18 protein-coding genes are annotated in these 20,326 nt (G+C 55.6%); 13 read left to right on the top strand and 5 right to left on the bottom strand.

The annotated features are described in order from the left end of the window. Positions 1-207: 207 nt before the first annotated feature. Positions 208-1,407 (bottom strand): tyrosine--tRNA ligase, encoded by a 1,200-nt coding sequence (locus BB497_06230; protein AVI62333.1) that lies wholly within the window; start codon positions 1,405-1,407, stop codon positions 208-210. A gap of 118 nt (positions 1,408-1,525) precedes the next feature. Here BB497_06230 and BB497_06225 point away from each other — a divergent pair, with 118 nt between their 5' ends. Further along, positions 1,526-2,665, top strand: coding sequence for an anhydro-N-acetylmuramic acid kinase (locus BB497_06225; protein ID AVI62332.1), 1,140 nt, complete (start codon positions 1,526-1,528; stop codon positions 2,663-2,665). Positions 2,666-2,688: 23 nt separating this feature from the next. On the opposite strand, the gene BB497_06220 is transcribed toward BB497_06225, so the two are convergent. After that, complete coding sequence (locus BB497_06220) at positions 2,689-3,831, bottom strand: type IV pili twitching motility protein PilT (protein ID AVI64280.1); 1,143 nt, start codon at positions 3,829-3,831, stop codon at positions 2,689-2,691. A 24-nt stretch (positions 3,832-3,855) separates the two neighbouring features. Then, positions 3,856-4,899, bottom strand: coding sequence for a twitching motility protein PilT (locus BB497_06215; GenBank protein AVI62331.1), 1,044 nt, complete (start codon positions 4,897-4,899; stop codon positions 3,856-3,858). Positions 4,900-4,933: 34 nt separating this feature from the next. Here BB497_06215 and BB497_06210 point away from each other — a divergent pair, with 34 nt between their 5' ends. The 6 genes from BB497_06210 to BB497_06185 all read left to right on the top strand — a co-directional run bounded on the left by BB497_06210 (position 4,934) and on the right by BB497_06185 (position 9,505). Next, a complete protein-coding gene (locus BB497_06210; protein AVI62330.1) occupies positions 4,934-5,629 on the top strand; it encodes a YggS family pyridoxal phosphate enzyme in 696 nt (231 codons plus the stop codon). An 87-nt stretch (positions 5,630-5,716) separates the two neighbouring features. Further along, on the top strand, positions 5,717-6,541 hold the full coding sequence (locus BB497_06205) for a pyrroline-5-carboxylate reductase (protein AVI62329.1): 825 nt from the start codon (positions 5,717-5,719) through the stop codon (positions 6,539-6,541). Positions 6,542-6,570: 29 nt separating this feature from the next. Then, positions 6,571-7,164, top strand: a complete 594-nt coding sequence (locus BB497_06200; protein AVI62328.1) for a hypothetical protein — start codon at positions 6,571-6,573, stop codon at positions 7,162-7,164. 66 nt (positions 7,165-7,230) lie between these two features. Beyond that, a complete protein-coding gene (locus BB497_06195; protein ID AVI62327.1) occupies positions 7,231-8,427 on the top strand; it encodes a homoserine O-acetyltransferase in 1,197 nt (398 codons plus the stop codon). Further along, entirely contained in the window at positions 8,427-9,020 is a 594-nt protein-coding gene (locus BB497_06190; protein ID AVI62326.1) for a methionine biosynthesis protein MetW, read from the top strand. Before BB497_06195 ends, BB497_06190 begins: the two co-directional genes overlap by 1 nt. Positions 9,021-9,055: 35 nt before the next feature. After that, on the top strand, positions 9,056-9,505 hold the full coding sequence (locus BB497_06185; protein AVI62325.1) for a hypothetical protein: 450 nt from the start codon (positions 9,056-9,058) through the stop codon (positions 9,503-9,505). A gap of 3 nt (positions 9,506-9,508) precedes the next feature. Here the strand turns inward: BB497_06185 and BB497_06180 are convergent, their stop codons facing one another. Both BB497_06180 and BB497_06175 read right to left on the bottom strand, forming a co-directional pair. Then, on the bottom strand, positions 9,509-10,240 hold the full coding sequence (locus BB497_06180) for a sugar fermentation stimulation protein SfsA (GenBank protein AVI62324.1): 732 nt from the start codon (positions 10,238-10,240) through the stop codon (positions 9,509-9,511). Then, a complete protein-coding gene (locus BB497_06175) occupies positions 10,234-11,394 on the bottom strand; it encodes an aminotransferase (GenBank protein ID AVI62323.1) in 1,161 nt (386 codons plus the stop codon). Before BB497_06175 ends, BB497_06180 begins: the two co-directional genes overlap by 7 nt. Before the next feature lie 213 nt (positions 11,395-11,607). Between BB497_06175 and BB497_06170 the strand changes: the two genes are divergently transcribed. The 6 genes from BB497_06170 to BB497_06145 all read left to right on the top strand — a co-directional run bounded on the left by BB497_06170 (position 11,608) and on the right by BB497_06145 (position 20,301). Continuing rightward, entirely contained in the window at positions 11,608-12,045 is a 438-nt protein-coding gene (locus BB497_06170; protein ID AVI62322.1) for an RNA polymerase-binding protein DksA, read from the top strand. Positions 12,046-12,144: 99 nt separating this feature from the next. Further along, complete coding sequence (locus tag BB497_06165; protein AVI64279.1) at positions 12,145-13,044, top strand: tRNA glutamyl-Q synthetase; 900 nt, start codon at positions 12,145-12,147, stop codon at positions 13,042-13,044. 167 nt (positions 13,045-13,211) lie between these two features. Further along, complete coding sequence (locus BB497_06160; GenBank protein AVI62321.1) at positions 13,212-16,157, top strand: ATPase; 2,946 nt, start codon at positions 13,212-13,214, stop codon at positions 16,155-16,157. Further along, positions 16,135-17,517 (top strand): Fis family transcriptional regulator, encoded by a 1,383-nt coding sequence (locus BB497_06155; protein ID AVI62320.1) that lies wholly within the window; start codon positions 16,135-16,137, stop codon positions 17,515-17,517. Before BB497_06160 ends, BB497_06155 begins: the two co-directional genes overlap by 23 nt. Positions 17,518-18,373: 856 nt before the next feature. Continuing rightward, positions 18,374-19,759, top strand: coding sequence for a poly(A) polymerase (locus BB497_06150; GenBank protein ID AVI62319.1), 1,386 nt, complete (start codon positions 18,374-18,376; stop codon positions 19,757-19,759). Between the two features lie 8 nt (positions 19,760-19,767). Beyond that, positions 19,768-20,301 carry a 2-amino-4-hydroxy-6-hydroxymethyldihydropteridine diphosphokinase gene (locus tag BB497_06145; protein AVI62318.1) on the top strand — a complete coding sequence of 178 codons (534 nt, stop codon included), beginning with the start codon at positions 19,768-19,770 and terminating at the stop codon, positions 20,299-20,301. Positions 20,302-20,326: the final 25 nt, after the last annotated feature.

Here is a 20,326-nt window from a genome sequence, read left to right as displayed (position 1 = left end):
ATTTCCTGGTGGTTGTCAACCGCTATTTTCAATGACTGGATTCAGCGAACGAGGCGAGCCATACAACCGCTCTAACCTACTGACAAACCGAAGGTTTTCACCTTCATTCACCGCTGGTAACGCTTGGCGTCCCCGGCAGCGGATGCGTACTTTACGGATTCGCTGCCGACTTGGCAAGGGCTTTAGAGAGAAAAATTATCAAAAAGTTCAAATAAGCGTCACACGGGCGTAACGCTTCTTGCCTGCCTGGATAACGTACACCTTATTAGTCGCCAACATTGTGTCTTGAGCAACCACCTCGCCATCCACTTTGACACTGCCGTTTTTCAGCATGTCTTTGGCCTGAGCGCTGTTCTTGGTGAGGCCAGAGCGGTTGAGCACTGCTGCAATGGGTGCCTGCTCACTACCTTCGAAATCTACTTCTACCTCAGGCAGGTCTTCCGGCAATTCACCGTCAGCCAGTTGGTTACCCGCCGACTTGTGGGCATTCGCAGCGGCTTCATCACCGTGATAGCGGGCAATTAGCTCGCGGGCCAGCTCCATTTTCACATCACGAGGGTTCGCCCCCTGCTCGACACTCTGCTTAAGCGTTTCTATCTCTTCGTTGGATTTCAAAGAGAGCAGCTCGAAGTAGCGCCACATCAAACTGTCAGGCATAGAGACGAGCTTATTGAACATCGACCCTGGCGTTTCATCGACACCGACATAGTTGCCCAATGACTTGGACATCTTCTGCACGCCGTCCAAGCCTTCAAGCAGCGGCATGGTAATAACGACCTGCGGCTCTTGACCAAAGTGCTTTTGAATTTCGCGGCCCATGAGTAGGTTGAATTTCTGGTCAGTACCACCCAGCTCCACGTCTGCCTCAAGGGCCACTGAGTCGTAGCCTTGCACGAGGGGGTAGAGAAATTCATGAATGGCAATTGGCTGATTAGCTTTATAGCGCTTTTCAAAATCATCGCGCTCAAGCATCCGAGCCACAGTGCTCTGCGCCGCTAACTCAATCATTTTGGCGGCAGTAAGTTCACCAAACCATTCAGCATTAAAACGCACCTCGGTTTTCTCAGGGTCGAGGATTTTAAACACCTGCTCTTTATACGTTTCCGCGTTGGCTTTTACATCGGCTTCGGTCAGCGGCTTACGCGTTACGTTTTTACCGGTAGGGTCGCCAATGCGCCCCGTAAAGTCACCAATGAGGAAGATAACCGTATGCCCCAGATCTTGGAACTGGCGCATTTTGGTCAATAAGACACTGTGCCCCAGGTGTAGATCAGGTGCGGTGGGGTCAAAGCCAGCCTTAATACGCAGCTTACGGCCAGAGGCCAGCTTCTTCTTCAGCTCGTCCTCAACCAGGATTTCGTGCGTACCCCGCGCTAGCAGCGCTAGCGTCTGATCCACCTCACTCATTGCCTCTCTCCACAAAATGCGCGCTCTTTTAAGAGCCGCCAGATGATAAATAGCCGACGATGTTACCATGCCCAACGGTCTTGGTTGAGCCTTCAAATCGTTTCAAATGAGTCACTTTATGAAAACACCCGTTGCTTCGCCGCGTTACTATATTGGCTTGATGTCAGGCACTAGCTTGGATGGTGTTGATGCGGCCCTCGTCGCCATCGCACCCGACTCACAGCCTAAGTTGATGGGTACCCATGCAGCACCTATGCCAGAAACATTGCGATCGTTGCTGCTAACGCTGTGTCACGCAGAGCACGTGAGTTTTGCCAAATTAGCAGAGGCAGAAGCTGCGTTTTGTCAACTTCAAGCAAACGCCGTGAAAGCACTACTGGCCCAGCAAAGCATGTCGCCCGACCAAGTCAGCGCCGTTGGCAGCCATGGGCAAACCATAGAGCACGCCCCCCATGGCCATCATGGCGGCCCTGCCTACACACTACAGCTTGATAACCCAAGCCTTTTAGCAGAATTAACCGACTGTACCGTTGTGGCTGACTTTCGCCGCCGCGATTTAGCCGCAGGCGGTCAGGCCGCGCCGCTCGCTCCCGCGTTCCATCAAGCACTCTTTGGTCGCCAAGCGGGTGAGCAGTTGATTTTAAACCTAGGTGGCTTTGCCAATATAACGTGGCTACCCAGCGACTCTGCCAAGCCCGTGGTCGGTTTTGATACAGGACCGGCGAATGTACTGCTAGATGCATGGTTCGCAAAGCACCACCCAGGGCGCTTTGATGACAACGGCAACTGGGCCGCCAGCGGCAACGTCGATAACGTCCTCTTGGAACGCTTGCTTCAAGAACCTTTCTTCCATCAGCCGCCGCCGCGCAGCACTGGCCGAGAGCTATTTCATTTACCGTGGCTGGAAAACCAGCTAACTGGAAACGAAGCGCCTCAAGATGTGCAGGCAACGCTGGCAGAGCTTACCGCCGTGAGCGTTGCACAGGGTATTCAGCAGCTGCCGCTAAGCCGCCAACGCACCACATTAATTACAGGCGGAGGGGGAGCGCATAATTCGTATTTAATGAAGCGGCTCGCGTATCACTTACCTAACGCAGCCCTTACGTCACCCAGCGCGTACGGCTGGCCAGAGGACTGGATTGAAGCCGGCGCCTTTGCCTGGCTTGCCCACCAGCGCCTGAACCATTTGCCGGGCAACTTACCATCCGTTACCGGCGCCAGCGGCCCGCGAGTACTGGGCGGCGTGTATGCGCGTTAAGGTTGCGTTACCCGTTTTGAGCATCAGTAATCATCCCCATCACGCAGCGCCAAATGGGGAGATATCTGCGCTGCCAACGGTGTGCCGCTGGCAGCCGCGTCGCCATGCTTAATCATCAGTCGTAAATCGTTTGCCGAGTCGGCATGGGCCAACGCTACCTGCTGGCTGATTTGCTCCGCTTGATAGAGCGCGTAGAGCGCTTGGTCGAAGGTTTGCATGCCTGCGTCTCGGGACGCTGCCATGGCCGACTTCAACTCGTCGATGCGGCCTTTGCGTATCAGATCCACCACGCGCGGTGACGAAAGCATAATCTCAATGGCCGCACAGCGACCGCCCTGCTGAGTAGGCAACAACTGCTGCGCCACCACCGCACGAAGGTTGAGCGATAAGTCCATCCGTATTTGCTCATGCCTTTCGTGAGGAAAGAAGTGGAGAATGCGCTCCAACGCTTGATTAGCATTGTTAGCGTGTAGCGTGGCAAGGCAAAGATGCCCTGTTTCAGCAAAGGTCAGCGCGTGCTCCATCGTTTCCCGGGTGCGCACCTCACCAATCAGAATCACGTCGGGCGCCTGGCGAAGCGTATTCTTGAGCGCCACTTCAAACGACTCTGTATCTACCCCCACCTCGCGCTGATTGACGATACCGCGCTGGTGCGGATGCAAATACTCAATAGGGTCTTCGATGGTGATGATATGCCCACCCACCGAGACGTTACGCTCTTGAATCATGGCTGCTAGCGTGGTCGATTTACCCGTGCCCGTTCCTCCCACCACCAGTACCAGCCCGCGCTTGGCGTTAGCGAGTTCAGCGAGCTGACTGGGCACACCCAGTGCCGTGAGTGTGGGAATTTCTTGAGCAATGCGGCGCACCACCATGGCAGGCTCATTACGCTGCTGAAAAGCGCTGACCCGAAAGCGGCCTTTTTGCTCAAGGCTTATGGCGAAATTCGCCTCGTGCTCTAACGCAAACCGCTCACGCTGCATATCGGGTATCGCATTGACCACCAGGCTGCGCACTTGGCTTGAGGAAAGCGGCTGCCGCCCCAGGGGCACTAACCCCTGGGGCGTTTTTAAGCTTGCCGGCGCGCCGACCGAAATCAGCAGGTCGGACGCCTGCTGCTCAACCATAATAGCCAGCAACTGATGCAACCACTGGGAGGCCGTCATACCGCTTTTGGGCTCGCTCATTACTTATTCATCCCCCAGTGAAAGCGTGCCTTTTGCCCGCGCCTGAGCGTCTTCCATACTCACCGCGCCCTCTTTTACTAGCCTTGCAAGCGACGCGTTTAAGGTTTGCATGCCCAAGTTTCCGCCGGTTTGAATGGCCGAATAAATCTGTGCCACTTTATCTCCACGGATTAAATTGCGAACAGCGGCGGTGGCAATCAATATTTCGTGAGCCGCTACGCGCCCGCCGCCTTGGCGTTTTAGCAACGTTTGCGACACAACGGCCTGTAGCGACTCCGACAGCATTGAGCGCACCATGGATTTCTCTTCCCCTGGGAAGACATCAATAATTCGGTCGATGGTCTTTGCTGCAGAAGTAGTATGCAGGGTTCCAAATACTAGATGGCCTGTTTCAGCAGCGGTTAGCGCTAAGCGCATTGTTTCGAGGTCGCGCAGCTCACCTACTAAAATAACGTCCGGGTCTTCACGCAGGGCGCTGCGTAATGCGCTGTTGAAACTACGCGTGTCCCGGTGCACTTCGCGCTGATTGATCAGGCAACGCTTACTGGCATGAACAAACTCCACCGGGTCTTCAATCGTTAAAATATGCTCAAAGCGGTGGTCGTTGATGTAGTCAATCATCGCGGCAAGCGTGGTGCTTTTACCCGACCCTGTTGGCCCGGTAACCAGTACCAAGCCACGGGGCAGCATGGCTAAGCGCTCGAACACCTCGCCTAGGCCCAGGGCCTGCATCGAAAGCACTTCATTAGGGATAGTACGAAAAACCGCCCCAGCACCTCGCGCCTGGTTAAACGCATTGACCCGAAAACGCGCCACTCCTGGCACGTCAAAAGAGAAGTCGGTTTCCAAGTGTTCTTCGTAGTCGCGGCGCTGCTGATCGTTCATGATGTCGTAGATCAACCGCCGGACTTCGCTGTTATCCATCGCCGGTACATTAAGCCGACGAATATCGCCATCAACACGTATCATGGGCGGCAAACCCGCAGAAAGGTGCAGGTCCGATGCATTCTGCTTTGCCGAGAATGCCAGCAGTTCGGTAATATCCATCTCTCTTTTCCCAGCTGCGGTAAGGTGCTTGAGTATGACAGACATCGCACTCCCCGAGTCACTCGCCACTGCGCGTGAGCGTCTGCACCGGGCGCTAAAAAACGCTGACCGCCTGCTTAACAGTGCGGCATTGCTAGCGGTGAGCAAAACCAAACCGGCCTCACTGATCCGGCAGGCTTGGCAGCTTGGTCAGCGGGAGTTTGGTGAAAACTACCTCCAAGAAGCGCTGGAAAAACAGGCCGAGCTAGCCGACTTAGACGATATCGTGTGGCATTTCATCGGCCCATTACAGTCCAATAAAACTCGGTCAGTGGCAGAAAACTTTGCCTGGATGCATAGCGTCGAGCGCTTAAAAATCGCCAAGCGCTTAAGTGAACAGCGTCCAGAGCATCTCGCACCGCTCAATATCTGCCTACAGGTTAATATCAGCCGTGAGGCGTCTAAATCAGGCGTTATGCCCGAAGAGGTCGCAGCACTGGCTCATGAGGTTGCTGCGCTACCACGGCTTCAGCTACGAGGCTTAATGGCAATTCCCGCCCCCGCTGATAGCCTCTCTGCGCAACGGGCACCCTTTGCGGAGCTGCACCAACTCCTCATAGAACTGCAATCCGCGCTGCCAGAGACGCCTCTGGACACGCTCTCCATGGGAATGAGCGATGATCTAGAAGCGGCCATTTTAGAGGGCGCCACTCTGGTACGCTTAGGAACGGCTATTTTTGGTGCCCGGTGAAGCGCTTAGTGCACTCTGATGGTACCAACCGTTACTCTTACAAACATTGCCGCTGAGTGCGGCCCCTTTTCAACACAGGATACCCCTATGGCGAGCAAGATCACCTTCATTGGCGCAGGCAATATGGCCGGAGCCATTATCGGCGGCCTTATCGAAAGCGGCGTTGCCCCTTCAGACATTACCGCAACAGCACCTAACGAGAGCGAGCTTGCCTCATTAAAGCAGCGCCTAGGGGTAAATACCCAGACCGATAATAACGCTGCGGTTAAAGATGCCGATGTGGTCGTACTCGCAGTTAAACCGCAAATTATGCGCAACGTTTGTGACGCCATGAGCGAAAGCGTGCAACAGCAAGCTCCACTGGTTATTTCAATTGCCGCTGGCCTTGATGCCGACACTATTAACCAATGGCTAGGCGGAAACACTGCGCTGGTGCGCTGCATGCCCAACACTCCGTCGCTCGTCGGCATAGGCGCAAGCGGCCTGTACGCCAACAAGGCTGTTAGCGATGCCCAGCGCACGCTGGCTACCCAACTTATGGAAGCGGTTGGCATTGTCGAGTGGGTGGAAGATGAACACCTGCTGGATGCGGTCACCGCTGTCTCTGGTAGCGCGCCGGCCTACTTCTTTTTAATGTTTGAGGCGATGGAAGAAGCCGCCGTCAAGCTTGGCCTGCCTGCTGCCACTGCACGACGCCTAGCCATCCAAACTGCTTTAGGTGCTGCCACTATGGCGCAGCAGAGTGACAAAGACCCCGCCACGCTTAAACAAAATGTGATGTCGCCGGGGGGCACTACCGAACGCGCCATACAACACATGGAAGATGCGCAGCTGCGCACCACCATTGCCGATGCCATGCAAGCCTGCGCCGACCGCGCCGAGGCAATGGCCAAGGAACTCAGCGCAAGCTAAGCAAAATTTAACGCAACGGAGACGCAGCCATGGGCAACCAAGTGGGTAGTGCCGGGTTAATGCTAGTGAACACCCTGATCAACATTTATTTATTCTTACTGATGCTGCGCTTTCTACTGCAGGCATCGCGAGCGGACTACTACAACCCGCTTAGCCAGTCGGTAGTCAAAATAACCCAGCCGGTTGTTGGCCTATTCCAAGGCTTTTTAGGCCCGGTGGGCGGGCGCTTTGATTTGGCAACGCTGGCGGCAGGCTTTGTGCTTAAAGTAGCCAGCATTATTGCCATCTTCATGGTGATTGGTATGGGTATGCCGCCCATCCCAGGGGTGTTAATTGCAGGCGTTGCCGCGCTGGCAAATGCTATTTTGAAGATTTACTTCTTTGCCATGATCGTAATGATCATCCTGAGCTGGGTAGCGCCCAACGCTAGCCACCCTGGCGCACTACTGGTAATGCAGCTGGTTGAGCCCATTATGGCGCCTGTGCGCAAAGTTATTCCGCCTCTGGGAATGATTGACCTATCGCCGATCATCGTATTCATCGCCATTAACATTATAGATGGCTTAGTGGTGGGGTCATTAATACGCGCTGCTGGCATGCCAGGGTCATTGGTAGGCCTTTAATTTTAACGCCAAGTTCAGCAGGACTTATTTTCAGCAGGACTTATTTTTGCAGGACTAGCGCTTTCGATGCCTGATTCAGACACTCTCGCGTTTAGCGAGCGGCCAGCAGACTCTGTTGGCCTTATCACGCCCCACGTCGCCAAGTTCGACACGCCGTTGTCGCTTGCCTGCGGCAAGGTGTTGCCAGAATACGAGCTTATTTATGAGACTTACGGCACGCTGAACGCCGAACGCACTAACGCGGTATTAATTTGCCATGCACTCTCAGGCCATCACCATGCAGCGGGATACCACAGCACCGATGACCGTAAACCTGGCTGGTGGGATGCTCACATTGGCCCTGGAAAATCCATCGACACCAACCGCTTTTTTGTGGTGTCGCTTAATAACTTAGGCGGCTGCCATGGCAGTACGGGGCCGGTGAGCCATAACCCGGAAACGGGCCGCCAATGGGGGCCAGACTTCCCTATGGTCACCGTCAGCGACTGGGTAGCCAGCCAAGCGCGCCTAGCCGACCGCCTTGGCATTAAGCGCTGGGCAGCGGCGGTGGGTGGCAGCCTAGGCGGCATGCAGGTGCTGCAGTGGGCGATTACCTACCCAGAACGCATTGCCAACGCCGTGGTAATTGCGGCGACGCCGCGGCTGTCTGCACAAAATATCGCCTTTAACGAGGTTGCCCGGCAAGCGATTCGCTCGGACCCTGAGTTTTTCGACGGCTGGTATGCCGAACACGACACTGTACCTAAGCGGGGCTTAAAACTGGCGCGTATGGTGGGGCATATCACCTATCTCTCAGAAGACGCCATGGGTAGCAAGTTTGGCCGCGACCTGCGCAGTAATGATCTGAATTTTGGCTTTGATGTTGAGTTTCAGGTGGAGTCCTATCTGCGCTATCAGGGCGATACTTTCTCTACCGCTTTTGACGCCAACACCTACCTGTTAATGACCAAGGCGTTGGATTACTTTGACCCCGCTGCCGCCCATGCAGGCGACTTAGCCAGCGCGCTAGCCCCTGCTCAATGCCCTTTCTTGATCGTTAGCTTTACCACCGACTGGCGCTTTCCGCCGTCTCGTTCCCGCGAATTAGTCGATTCCTTAACCCGCGCTGGCAAATCCGTCAGCTATGCCAATATCGAATCCCCTCACGGGCACGATGCTTTTTTACTCCCCGAACCGCGTTATCACGCCCTGTTCAGCGCCTTTATGGGTCGCGTTGCCCATGAGCTAGCGATCCATGAAACGACTGAAGAGGAGATACGATAATGCGCGCTGATTTAGAACTGATTTACGACTGGGTTCCCCAGGGGGCTCACGTATTAGACTTAGCCTGTGGCGATGGGCAGCTCCTGGAGAGTTTGGCGCAGGAAAAAAACGTCACTGGTTACGGGCTGGAAATCGACCCAGCAGGCATCACTCAGTGCGTTGCCCGTGGCGTTAACGTGATTGAGCATAACCTGGATGATGGCCTGGGTAGCTTTTGCGATAACAGCTATGATCAAGTCATCATGACTCAAGCGCTGCAGGCACTTCGGCGCCCCGATAAAATGCTTGATGAAATGCTACGGGTAGCAGAAGAGGGCATTATTACGTTTCCTAATTTTGCTTACTGGCGTCACCGCGTTCATCTTGGCTTGCGCGGCTACATGCCGGTTTCCAAGTCACTGCCTCACGCCTGGTACGACACCCCTAACATCCACTTATCAACCTTCAACGACTTTGAACACCTGTGCCGGGAAAAAGGGCTAGTGATTGTTGACCGTGCGGTGGGCGTTGGCGACCATCGAGGCCACTGGACATCCAAATGGTGGCCTAACTTATTCGGTGAAATCGCGATTTTCAGAGTACGTCGCCGCTAAGCGCGGCTTAGATAAAATAGCAGGAGGAGCTTGCCATGTTGCGCAGCCTACTACTCAGCGTCAGCTTAGCTGCAACACTAATGGTCACTACCAGCGCCAGCGCTGAGCAGTTCGTTCAGGTAGGTGACTACGAGATCCACTACAGCGCTGTAAGCACTAGCTTCCTGACACCGGACGTTGCTCAGGCACACAACATCCAGCGCAGCGCTAACCGCGGCCTGGTTAATGTAAGCGTACGTGAGCGTAGGGACGACGGCAGCACTCGCCCAGTGAGTGCGGGCATACAGGGTTATGTCAGCGGCCTTACCGGCACCCAAGAGCCGCTGAGCTTTCGCACCGTGCACGACGGGGATGCGACCTATCACTTAGCCCCGTTCACCATGCGTCATGACGAGGCCATGCGTTTTGAACTCGACGTGCGCTACGACCGTAATGAATCGCCTGAATCGGTCAACTTTATCCAGCGTTTCTATATCGAGCGGTAAGCCCTACAGCCGAACCGGTAGCCGCCGCGTTAAGCGCACCGCGACCGGTTTTTCGGCGCTCCACTGTAGCGTAATGCCATAGGCCAACACCTCTACCCCCGCCTTCACCGCCTTGGCTAGCGCTGCCGCATAAACAGGGTCGATATGGGCAGCCGGTGCTACATCGGCAATACCCTCATGGGCGACGCAAAATAGCAGCACTGCCCGCTCGCCCTGCTCAGCAAGCGCTGTTAGCGTATGCAAATGCTTGGTACCTCGAACGCTTACCGAGTCGGGAAAGTAGCCTTGACCATCGGCTTCTTTCAGCGTTACCTGCTTTACTTCGACATAGGCCACACCGCGTTCTGGGTCGTCCAGACGAAAATCGAGCCGAGCATCATCAACGTTCACTTCCCGCTTGAGCGTTTGATAGCCCGCCAGTGGCGTAATATCGCCTGCCTCAATCGCCGCTTCCACAATACGATTTGCCCGCCCGGTATGCACCGAGGCCAGCGCCGTGGTGCCATCTAACTGGGGCAACTCAATCCACTCCCAGGTCCAGGCCAGCTTGCGCTTTGGGTTGTCGCTGGGCGAAAGCCACACCCGACAGCCCGGCACATTGACGGCTTTCATTGAGCCAGTATTCGGGCAGTGGGCGACTACCTCTTGGCCACTTTCCAAACGTACATCCGCCAAAAAGCGCTTGTAGCGGCGCAGCAGTACGCCGGGCTCTAACCCCTCATAGGCGATCATAATCGACTCACAAAGCGGGCAATCCGCACCACAGCCTCCTCTAACCGCGCCACATCATTGGTGAAGGCAATGCGCACGTGGTGTTCACCGCCTTCAAGGGCAAAATCAATGCCAGGGGTAATAGCGACGTTTTCCTCTATCAGTAACCGCTCGCAAAACGCTTGGCTATCTCGGCTATAGCGGGAGATGTCTAGCCATAGATAAAATGCCCCTTGAGGAGGAAGATCGGGCGCTAGGCCCAGCTGCGCTAACCCATCAAGCAGCACTTGGCGGCGCTGCTTTAGCGTTGCACGGCGTGTTTCGAGAATGTCTCGGCATTCAGGCGTAAAGGCGGCAAGTGCGGCATGTTGGGAAGGCGTCGGCGCAGCCAGAAAAACGTTTTGCGCTAACCGGGTTAGCGGCTCTACCGCATGTTCCGGCGCCACCAGCCAGCCCAAGCGCCAGCCGGTCATGCCAAAGTATTTTGAAAAGCTGTTAACCACAAAGGCTTGATCAGAGAGCGATGTCGCAGACAACGGCGCATCGTCGTAATTTAAACCCTGATAAATCTCGTCAACGATGACCTCGCCACCTCTGGCCGCTACCGTTTTAAAGACGGCCGTTAGCGCTTCTGCTCCGAGCGTGTGGCCGGTGGGATTCGACGGGCTTGCCAGCATCGCCAGCCGCGTTTTCTCTTGCCAGTGTTTCTCAATCAGCGGGGCGTTCAACTGCCAGCCGCTCTGGCGACCTACCGGTATGGCATCCACCTCCGCCCCTGCCAAGGCCATAAAATGGCGATTACAGGGATAGTTGGGGTCAGCCATAAGAACCCGGTCGCCGGTTTCTACCAATAGCTGGCTGGCCAACAGCAGCGCGCCTGATGCTCCAGGGGTTACCAGAATACGCGAAGGATCAACGCTGGCATTGAAGTGCTCGGCGTAGTGGCCTGCAATGGCTTCGCGCAGCGTCGCTAAACCAGCCGCCGGTGTATAGCGTGTTTTGCCTGTGGCCAGGGCTTGCTGGCCCGCCGCCACAACAGGCTCAGGCGTCGCAAAATCAGGCTCCCCCACCTCCAAGTGAATCACATCATGGCCTTGGGCCTCGCGGGCCTGAGCCATCTCCAATAAGTGCATCACGCGAAAGGGTGCGACATGACTCACGCGGGAATTCCAGGCCATAGTGTCTCCTTCACCTTATGTCCATAAAAACGCAGTTATAAAGGCCCAGTAGAGAAGCATGGGCGAGGCCAAATAAACTGTAATACCTTAGTATAAGACCGATCATTATGCTTGCAACACGGTCAGTTTTCAGCTAAACAAGCATCCCTTTGGCGTGAGATCGTGACACACGCTCATGGTCGATCAGCAGTCACATACGTAAGGGGCACTCCCATGCCAGTAGCGGAAAAGAAACCGGAAGCGTCCAAGTCCTTTACCCCGTACGAGCCAGCGCCGGGTGAAGAGTATATGAACGAGAAGCAGCTTGCGCACTTTCGGCAGCTGCTCCTGGATTGGAAACAGGATCTCATGGAAGAGGTGGACCGTACTGTACGCCACCTGCAGGAAGACGCTAACAACTACGCCGACCCCGCTGACCGCGCTACCCAGGAAGAGGGCTTTAGCCTTGAACTGCGTACGCGGGACCGCGAGCGTAAGTTGCTGAAAAAGATTAACGAGACAATCGACAAAATCGATGAAGACGACTACGGCTTCTGTGAAGCGTGTGGCGTAGAAATCGGCATTCGTCGCCTTGAAGCTCGCCCCACGGCAACGCTGTGCGTTGATTGTAAAACACTGGCAGAGCTTAAAGAAAAACAGCTCGGCGGCTAATGTCGTCAGCGGTAATGCACTAGACGCTACAATAAAAGCCGGGCACCTTTAGGGTGCCCGTTTTTATTGGTCATTTAATTGAAATTGCTATTGGCACCCATGATACAGACCGCTTGCTACCGGGGGCGCTTTGCTCCCACGCCATCAGGGCCTCTCCACTTTGGCTCGTTAGTCGCAGCCTTAGGCAGCTTTCTAGATGCCCGAGCAGCGGGGGGAACGTGGCTAGTACGCATTGAGGACATCGACCCACCCCGCTGTCCAGCGGGCACCGACAGCACTATTCTGCGCCAGCTTGAAGCCTTTGGCCTGCACTGGGACGAAGAGGTAACGTGGCAACACAGCCGCCAGGCTGCCTATCAGCACGCATTAGACTGCTTGATGTCGCAGGGCTTGGCCTACCCCTGCAGCTGCTCACGTAAGCAGTGGCAAGCGTTCGCGATTTATCCTGGCTGGTGCCGCAACGGGCAGCGCGAGACCAACAAGCCCGTCGCCTGGCGACTACGCAGCGACTTAGCCAAACGCCCCATTACGTGGCACGACCGCTTATTTGGCCACCAGCAGTTCGATCCCGCCACACAGGGCGACGTGGTCTTAAAGCGTAAAGACAACCTCTGGGCCTACCAGCTTGCCGTCGTGGTGGACGATGCCGAGCAGGCGATTAGCGATGTCGTCAGGGGCTACGATCTGCTGGACAACACCCCTTGGCAAGGCCAACTACAAAAAGCACTTGGCTTACCGACACCGCGCTATCTCCACCTACCACTGATCGTGACGGATGAAGGCCAAAAGCTCTCTAAGCAGAATATGGCCCCCGCGTTGGCAGAGCGTGATGATGATATTCGTCGCCAGCTATTTCAAGCGCTTCAAGCGCTTGACCAAGCACCGCCCGCCGAGCTGGCCCAGGAAGCCCCTGAAACGCAGTTAAACTGGGCAATAGCACACTGGTCGATTGAGCAGTTAAGGCCTTTCCACCACCGTGCATTACCCTCGGAGCACTGACATGTACGTTTATCGCATCATGCTGTTTCTTGTATTTGGGGGCTACCTGCTCTCGCCACTGCTCATGGACGGCTGGGGCGACCCCAGTATCGCCTGGTACCGACCGTTTGCTATCTGGGGCGGCCTGATTGCGCTAACGCTGTGGCTAGAGCAAAAGAGGAAGTTAGATGAGCGTTGAGTTACTCGGTGTACTGCTTCTAGGCCTTGGCTACCTCGCGCTCCTGTTTAGCTGTGGCATGGCCGTAGAGCGCGGCTGGGTGCCAGTACGCGTTACCCGTCACCCCGTGGTGTATACCCTGGCGCTAGGCGTCTATGCCAGCGCATGGGCCATTTACGGCAGTATTGAGTTCGCCTCCAAAGCGGGGTTTGGCTATTTAGCCTACTATCTGGGCGCTGCGGGCGCTTTTTTGCTTGCGCCTGTGCTGCTCGTGCCTATTCAACGCATCACTCGCACTTACCAGCTCTCGTCACTGGCCGATCTGTTTGCTTTTCGCTTTCGCTCGCGCTGGGTCGGCACTGTGGTCACTCTGCTTAGCCTCCTGGCGGTAATGCCGCTGCTGGGCATTCAGGTACAAACCCTTAGCGATACAATACACCTGCTAACCGATAGCCGTTTTAGCGCGGCGGTGGCCCTCTTATTCTGCGCCGTGATTGCGGGCTGCGCCGTGCTGTTCGGCGCACGGCATAGCCACCGACACCGCCACGATACGCTGCTTAGCGTGATTGCCTTTGAATCCATCATTAAGCTTTTAGCCATGCTTGGGCTAGGCGCTATTGCGCTATGGTGGGTGTTTGATGGCCCACAAGATTTACAACAGTGGCTAGAAGGCCCGGGGGCAGCGGCTCAGGCCGCGACCCCACAGCTGGAAGCACCGCAATGGCGCACGTTGCTACTGCTGTTTTTTGCCGCCGCCTTTATGATGCCGCACCTCTTTCAAATCACCTTTGCCGAAAGCCTTTCCCGCCATACGCTGCTGCAGGCCAGTTGGTCGCTACCGCTATTTTTACTGCTGATGGCACTGCCGGTACCGCTCATTTGGTGGGCAGCGCAGTCCACCAATGAGTCAGTCCCTATGGCCGCTTATGCAGCCTATGTCATGACAGAGCACTGGTGGGTCGGGGCGCTGGCGTTTATTGGCGGCTTAGCGGCCGCCAGCGGCACCATGATGATGATTGCGCTGGCGCTTTCCGGCATGCTGCTTAATCACGTGGTACTCGTCGCACGCCCCCCCGAAGCACAAAACGATCTATACGGCTGGCTACTTTGGCTTAGACGCGGATTAGTGGTGGCCGTTATTTTCGGGGGCTGGCTATTTGCCGAAAGTGTTGGCCGCTACCACTCACTCACTAACCTTGGATTAACCGCTTTTGTGGGCATGGCCCAATGCCTACCTGGGATGCTCGCGCTGCTTTACTGGCCAGGCGCTAATCGTAAAGGCATGGTGGCAGGATTGATTGGCGGTATCTCAGTCTGGCTAGCGGGCGTTTGGCTGCCACTGCTTTTTGATATCTCGGTGACAACGCTTTTTTTCATGCATTCACTGCCGACCGATTCGCCACACTGGTATAACGTCACACTAACGTCCCTTGCCGTTAATATTTTGCTACTCATCCTGGTATCACTGTTTACCCGCACTTCAGAGGGCGAGCGTTCAGCGGCTGAAGCCTGTTCGGTAGATGCTGTCATCCGCTCCAAGCGCTTGCCGCTAGAAGCTGCGACGGCCGGTGATTTTACCGCGCATCTTGCTCAAGCAGTGGGGGATGAAGCTGCTGAGCGTGAAGTTGAGCGTGCCCTAAAGGCGCTTAATTTTACCCCTCAGGAGCGACGCCCCTACGCACTGCGCCGCCTTCGCGACCGGATTCAGGCCAACCTCTCCGGCCTAATGGGGCCATCCGTAGCCAGGGATATCGTTGATCGCTACCTTCCCTATCGCCACAACGACGCGCCGCTTACCGATGACATCCACTTTGTTGAAAGCCGACTTGAAGCCTACCGCTCACGCTTAACGGGACTTGCCCGCGAGCTTGACGGGCTGCGCCGCCACCACCGCCAAACCCTGGCCAAGCTACCCGTCGGGCTATGCGTATTGGGGGATGACGATGAGCTACTTATGTGGAACCAAGCACTCTCTAAACTCTCGGGCATTAGCGGTGATAGCGTGATTGGCTCCCACCGAGATAGCCTGCCAGCTCCCTGGCCTACCCTGTTGGGCAGCGTGCTTAGCGCCACCCATACCCCCCTGTACAAGCAAGCGGTAGCATTGCACGGTAGAGACTACTTTCTAACCTTGCATCAAGCGGTGCTTAGTGGCCACGACAGCCGGGGCGGCAGCGTTATTCTGGTGGAAGACCACACTGAGATGAAGTGGCTCGAAGATGAGTTGGTGCACGCGGCCCGGCTAGCCTCTATCGGCCAGCTTGCCGCAGGGGTTGCCCATGAAATCGGCAATCCCATTACCGGCATTTCATCGCTGGCACAAAACCTGCGCTACGATACCGAGGATCCCGCATTACTGGAAACCGCGGATCAAATTCAACAGCTTACCCAGCGGGTTACTAAAATCGTCAACTCACTGGTAGGCTTTGCTCACGGCGGGCGTCAAACCGTGCCACTGCCGGCTTCGCCCGTGACACTTAAGACTATTAGCGAAGACGCCTTGCACTTGATCCACTTAGCCCGCTCAGGAGAGGATGTTATCTTCACTAACCACTGCCCTGGCAATATCGTGGTACGCGGCGATGACCAGCGCTTAACTCAGGTAATGGTTAATTTACTAAGTAACGCCAGGGATGCCTGCCAGCCGCAAGGCAATATCCGCATTGAAGCGGGTACAGACGCCAGCCATGCCTGGTGGCGCGTAAGCGACGATGGTCACGGCATTGCACCCAGCGTTAAAGATCGCCTTTTCGAGCCGTTTACGACCACTAAGCCTGCGGGTGAAGGCACTGGGCTTGGACTATCGTTGGCGTATCAAATTATTAACGAACATCAAGGCAAAATAGACGTGGCCTCGCCACCTCCCGGCCAGCCTTGCGGCACCGCCATTACCCTCTGGCTACCGCTCTACCAACAGGATGATCTTTCACCCCATGCCCCGGATACTGATTGTTGAAGATGAAGCGATTATTCGCAGCGCTCTAAAACGCTTACTCGACCGCCATGGCTATACCGTGAGCGAAGCCGCCAGCGCTGAAGAAGCAATTGCTCTGCCGCTTAACGAATTTGACCTCATCATCAGCGACCTGCGCCTTCCAGGGGAGCCGGGCACTACGCTGATCACGGCGGCAGCGCCTGCGCCGGTGCTTATTATGACCAGCTACGCCAGCATGCGCTCTGCCGTAGATGCCCTAAAACAGGGGGCCGTGGACTACGTAGCAAAGCCGTTTGATCACACCGAGCTGTTAGAAACTGTTGAACGTATCCTGCACAAGCAGTCGATGCAGCAAGGCACCCCGCCGGATATTACTGACGAAGGGGGTGGGCGCCAGACCATGATTGGCAACTGCGCCGCCATGCAGCAGGTGTACACCCGCATCCGCAAAACCGCACCGGCAGATGTTACCGTGCTGATCCAAGGGGAGTCTGGTACCGGCAAAGAGCTAGTGGCCCGCGCCATTCACCAGCAAAGCAAACGCGCAAAAGCCTCCCTAATCTGCGTTAACTGCGCGGCAATTCCTGAAACGCTAATTGAGTCGGAACTGTTCGGCCACGAAAAAGGCGCCTTTACCGGCGCCAGCGCTGCCCGCACTGGGCTAGTGGAAGCCGCCGACGGCGGTACGCTTTTCCTTGATGAAATTGGAGAGCTACCGTTGGATGCCCAGGCACGCCTGTTACGCGTACTGCAAGAAGGTGAAATTCGTAAAATCGGCTCTGTCGAAACCCGCCATGTGGATGTCCGCCTGATCGCCGCTACCCACCGGGATTTACGCGCACTCTCAAAAAGCGGCGAGTTTCGTCTTGACCTTTACTACCGCCTGAACGTGATGCAGATCGAACTGCCGCCCCTACGTGAGCGCGAAGAAGACGTCCTAAAAATCGCCGATATCCTGCTAGACAAAGCCTGTAAGCGCCACGAGCGCCAAGGGCTAAGGCTATCGCGGGCAGCGCGCCAAGATTTACAGGACTACCCGTGGCCCGGAAACGTACGGGAGTTGGAGAACGCACTAGAACGCGGAGTCATTCTGGCTGAAGGGCACCTGATTCACCCAGATGATCTTGGCCTAGGGCCAGTGACTAACCGCCCCCACCCACCCACCGTCCATCCGGCGCCCGTTGGCAACGACGTCCAAACGCCTACCGAAGAGGACGATCTCTCTCTAGAAGATTACTTTCAGCACTTTGTGCTAGAGCACCAGGATCAAATGAGTGAAACAGAACTGGCACAAAAGCTTGGCATTAGCCGAAAAAATCTTTGGGAGCGCCGCCAGCGGTTGGGCATTCCACGCAAGAAAACCGCCCGCCGACCTAGTTAGGCAGTGCTCACAGCGGCATCAATGCCTGCGCCTACGACCAATGTCTAATACACTGATTTTAATAAGAAACATCCAAAAATCGTTACCTCACGACTGTTACCTTCCCACACAACCACCGTTAAAAAACCTCGCAAGCGGGGTAACACTTTCTGTTGCTATTAGTTCCCTGGCATCACGCTAAAACGCCAAGTTTATGAAATGTATGACATATCCAATGAGTGGCACGGTGAGTGCACTATTACTGGGTAAGAAAAACAAACTGGGCAGCGCGGTAAGTCGCTAACAAAAACAACATGACACCGCCCCGACCTGAGCCAAAACAAAAACAACAGGGCCAGGTAGAGATAACAGCACTAACAAAAACAACAGGCTTGTGTCTCACAACTTGCTTGCGCTAAGCAAAAGATAGATAGAACAAGCGCAGCGAATAACAATAACAACGCCAGCAAGTGCCCAAATGGACGCGACGTACAACGAGTTACCTGCAACCAAACAAAAATAACAGCAGGTCGTGTGTACACCCCGGAGCCAACAACAATAAGCCGGGTAGACAAAGTTCGCGGTTGGATTATTGTTTTGAATACGAGGCGGTCGGAATCAGACTGGTTCTTACGCCTACCGACTGCGGTGCGTATTCAGGGCGATGTGCCATCATGAAGAAAAACAGCAGCATGGACGCTGATTGTCTGCTTTATAGGGGAGGCTTGCTTAGCTTCCCCTTTCTGCGTTTATAGGCCTTAGCATCTACCAAACCCACCATAGACGCTTTGCAAGCCTTAAGGGGTCGGCTACACTCAGCAACTTACTGCTAATTGTACAGCCACTTTTTCTATACCCTGCGAGTCGATATCGCCGCATGTTCAAAGGATTTACCCGTTTCTTACATAGCCCGGGAGAGCAATTGAAATCCCTGCTCGATTCCCCAGAGAGCGCCGTTGAGCCTCTCAGCCCCCGCATTATCCCGCGCTCCGAGCACCCTGTTTCTCGTCAGCAGATCAGCGATGCCGCTTTAAAAGTTCTACATCGCCTTAACAGCGCCGGATTCGATGCTTTCTTGGTAGGTGGCTGCATTCGCGATGCACTGCTAGGCAAAATGCCTAAAGATTTTGACGTCGCGACGAACGCTACGCCAGAACAAGTGCGCGACCTGTTCCGTAACTCACGCATGATTGGTCGACGCTTTCGCATTGTGCACGTGCGGTTTGGCCGTGAGGTGATTGAGGTCACCACCTTCCGTGGCAAGCCCCAGGACGAGCACGGCGACCATATCGCCCAGCAGTCCGATGCGGGCCTACTGCTGCGTGATAACGTGTGGGGCAATATTGAAGAGGACGCCCTACGCCGCGACTTCACCGTCAATGCGCTGTACTACAACATTGCCGACTTCACTATTCATGATTTCGCCAATGGCGCCCAGGATATTAAATCACGCACCCTGCGTCTGATTGGCGACCCGGCAACACGCTACCGAGAAGACCCCGTGCGCATGCTAAGAGCCGTGCGTTTCGCTGCCAAGCTAGATTTCACCATCGACCCGGCGACCGAAGAGCCGATGTTTGACCTAGCGCCACTGCTGCTACAGATTCCGCCTGCCCGTCTGTTTGATGAGGTGCTGAAACTGTTTATGTCGGGGCATGGGTTAGTCACCTTCCGCCTACTCAGCCATTACAACCTGTTTGGCATGCTCTTCCCTGAAGCGGAAGAAGCCATGGCGGACGCGGCCTGGGCCGAAGAACTCATTGAACAAGCACTTACCAATACCGATAAGCGCATTGCGGAAGACCGTCCAGTTACGCCGGCCTTCCTGCTCGCCGCATTTTTGTGGGCACCGGTGGCACATCGCCAGGCAGAGCTTGAGCGCGAAGGCATGCCTGCCATTCCTGCGCTGCAAACTGCCTCCCAAGAAGTGGTCTCTCGTCAGCTTCAACACATCTCAATTCCCAAGCGCTTTGGGATGCCGATGCGTGAGATTTGGGAACTACAGGCACGCCTGCCCATGCGCCGTGGCAAACGCGCTTTTCAGACCCGCGAGCACCCGCGCTTCCGTGCCGCTTATGATTTGCTATTACTGCGTGAACAGGCGGGCGAAATACCGCGTGGCTTGGGCGACTGGTGGACCGCGTTCCAGCATGGTGATGAACACGAACAGCGCCGGCTGCTGCAAAAAGTTGGCAGCGACCCGGCAAGCCAAGGTGACCGCCGCCGTAAAAAACGCCGCAAGCCACGCAAAACTGACCCGTGAGCATCCCGATGGCGCTTGCTTATATCGGCTTAGGCAGCAACCTGGAAAACCCGGTCGCGCAGGTACGCCAAGCCCTTGACGAACTCGGTGGCCTGCCTCTCAGCTCGCTAGTGGCCCAGTCATCGCTCTATGCAACGCCCCCATTAGGGCCGCAAGACCAGCCTGATTTTATTAATGCCGTGGCGGTTATCAAAACAGCGCTTTCCCCCCTGGCGATGCTAGACCAGCTTCAAGCGTTAGAACAGCGCCATCGCCGCCAGCGCTTACGTCACTGGGGGCCCCGCACGCTGGATTTAGACCTACTACTCTACGGGCAGCAGACGATTGAGCGCCCACGACTGCGGGTACCCCATCCGCATATGCACGAACGTGCCTTTGTTCTAGTACCTTTAGCGGAAGTATCCACCGCTGCTGCCGAACAACCGCTGATGCTGCACCAGCAGACGCTGGATAAATGGCTTACTCAATTAGATCACTCTGCTATAAAACGCATATCTAACGCTGAAGCCCCCAAAAGTGTCACCGTCACTGCTACCAGCTGACACAAATCTCGACACCACGCCCCCA

It is taken from the genome of Halomonas sp. GFAJ-1 (assembly GCA_002966495.1).
Lineage (GTDB): Bacteria > Pseudomonadota > Gammaproteobacteria > Pseudomonadales > Halomonadaceae > Vreelandella.
This window is presented reverse-complemented; position numbering and strand designations above follow the sequence as displayed.